Genomic DNA, 2,392 nt, shown 5'->3' with positions numbered 1-2,392 from the left:
TTTACGATTTTTTTTATTGGATTTATTGGATCTTTTATTTCAGGCATGCTAGGAATCGGCGGAGCGATTATCAACTTCCTCATGCTGTTATATATTCCTATTCTTTTGGGTGTTGGGCATTTTACCGCCCATGAGGTTTCAGGCATAACCGCTATTCAAGTGTTTTTTTCGACACTAGGTGGCGTATGGGTCTATCGTAAAGGCGGATTTTTAAATCAAACTTTGATTACTTACATGGGCCTTAGTATTTTGTGCGGCAGCTTTATCGGTGGCTTTGGTTCGAATCATTTGCCAGAAACGGGAATTAATATCGTTTATGGGATTTTAGCGTTAATTGCAGTGGTTATGATGTTTGTTCCGAAAAAAGGTCTCGATGATATTCCACTGGATCAGGTAGACTTCAACAAATGGTTGGCGGCTTTGTTAGCTTTCATCGTTGGAATTGGGGCAGGTATTGTCGGTGCGGGAGGTGCATTCCTTTTAGTTCCGATTATGTTAACGGTTTTAAAAATTCCTACGAGAATGACGATTGCTTCATCCTTGGCCATTACTCTTATCTCATCTATTGGATCGGTTTCTGGAAAAATTATAACCGGTCAGGTTACCTTCTTACCTGCACTCATATTAGTTATAGCAAGTTTAATCGCCGCACCAATTGGAGCAAGTGCCGGTAAACGAGTAAATACCAAAATATTGCAAGTGATTATGGGGATCTTAATCCTGATAACAGCCATTAAAACATGGATGGAAATATTGTGACTTGAAAAGCCAAAAGCGGAACTGCTTTTGGCTTTAACATTTTTTACCACAAATAGAACCATTTATGAAATGGTTAAACTTAAATTTGTATTGTGAAAAGAAGGGAGAAAAAACGATGTCTGTTCCCAAAGAAGAAAAAAATTCCTGGCAAGAGGTATTACATACGGTTAAAAAATTGGACCCACGAAAGCTTGAAATCATCAAATCTACTCTGCCAATCGTAAAAGAGCATGGAGAAACGATCACCAAACATTTTTACAAGCGAATGTTCAAACAGCATCCGGAATTACTTAATATCTTCAATCAAACCCATCAACTTACCGGGCACCAGCCAAAGGCCCTTGCCGACGCGGTTTACGGTTCAGCGGCTAATATTGAGGATTTTAGTCAAATTATGCCAGTCCTTGAACGGATCGGAGAAAAACACCGCAGCCTGCAAATTAAACCTGAACATTATCCCATTGTTGGGGAGAATTTGCTCGGAGCCATTAAAGAGGTATTGGGAGATGCCGCGCCTCAGGAAATCATGGATGCCTGGGCCGATGCCTATCAAGTAATTGCCGATGTCTTCATCCGAATGGAAGATAAAATGTATAAAACAGCGGAAACCATGCCTGGTGGATGGGCTGGTTACCGAGATTTTGTCGTAGAGAAAAAAGTAAAAGAAAGTAATGTGATCACTTCTTTTTACTTAAAGCCTAAGGACGATAAGGAAATAGCTGACTTTATTCCCGGTCAGTATATCACCGTTAAGATGCAAATGGAGGGAGAGCAATATACTCATTTACGGCAATATAGTCTATCAGATCGTCCAGGATCAGATAATTATCGAATCAGCGTGAAACGAGAGGAAGGCAATGGAGGTGATATTCCTGCCGGGGTTGTGTCCACATATTTACACAATCATATCGTGGAAGGTGATGTAATCCCTATCACAGCGCCAGCCGGTGATTTCTATTTAGACATGGAGTCAACCCTTCCATTAGTCCTGATTAGCGGTGGCGTTGGACTGACACCGATGATGAGTATGCTAAATACAACAGTGAACGAGAAGGCAAGTCGGGAAATTTATTATATCCATGCTGCTATCAACAGCCAATTTCACGCGTTTAAAAAGCATGTAAATGACCTCGCAGCAAAACATAAAAACCTGAACTCGTTTGTGATTTATGAAAGACCAACAGATGAAGATACAGAATTAAAGCAATATGACAAGGAAGGGTATATTAGTTTGGAGTGGCTTCAAGAGATATTGCCGTCCTCAAATGCAGATTTTTATTTTTGCGGTCCGGAGTCTTTTATGAAAGTAGTCAATAAGGCATTGAAACAATGGGGCGTGCCCAATGAGAGGATTCATTATGAATTTTTTGGATCGTTTGGCCAGCTTGAGGAGATTCAATAGTTGTTAGGAAAAAAGAGTCCTTCACTTAGTTTGGTGAAGGACTTTTCCTCTTATAATCTAGGAAATGCATCTTTCATCAGGTCAATGAAGGACTCATTGCTTTTCATATCCAACATATATGTCTTTCATCAGCTCAATGAAAGACAAGTTGCTTCTCGAATCTGGCGAAAATATTTTTCATCAGCTCAATGAAAGACAAGTTGCTTCTCGAATCTGACGAAAATGTCTTTC

At 40.0% G+C, this 2,392-nt stretch carries 2 protein-coding genes; both read left to right on the top strand.

The window, feature by feature from the left end; genetic code table 11:
* Window positions 1-759, top strand: a 759-nt coding sequence (locus V7083_RS22475; protein ID WP_335482275.1) for a sulfite exporter TauE/SafE family protein, incomplete at its 5' end; no start/stop codon positions are given.
* 115 nt (window positions 760-874) lie between these two features.
* Window positions 875-2,161: an NO-inducible flavohemoprotein gene (gene hmpA / locus V7083_RS22470; protein WP_335482273.1), complete on the top strand. Its 1,287-nt coding sequence runs from the start codon at window positions 875-877 to the stop codon at window positions 2,159-2,161.
* Window positions 2,162-2,392: the final 231 nt, after the last annotated feature.

The organism is Bacillus sp. JJ1764, assembly GCF_036962145.1.
Taxonomy (GTDB): Bacteria; Bacillota; Bacilli; order Bacillales; family Cytobacillaceae; genus Neobacillus.
The sequence above is the reverse complement of the archived record's forward strand: the minus strand, read 5'-3'. Positions and strand labels throughout refer to the sequence as shown.

Bases quoted from the DNA above. Each gene is read 5' to 3' on its own strand.
- hmpA (WP_335482273.1), top strand. From the start codon at position 875: ATGTCTGTTCCCAAAGAAGAAAAAAATTCCTGGCAAGAGGTATTACAT.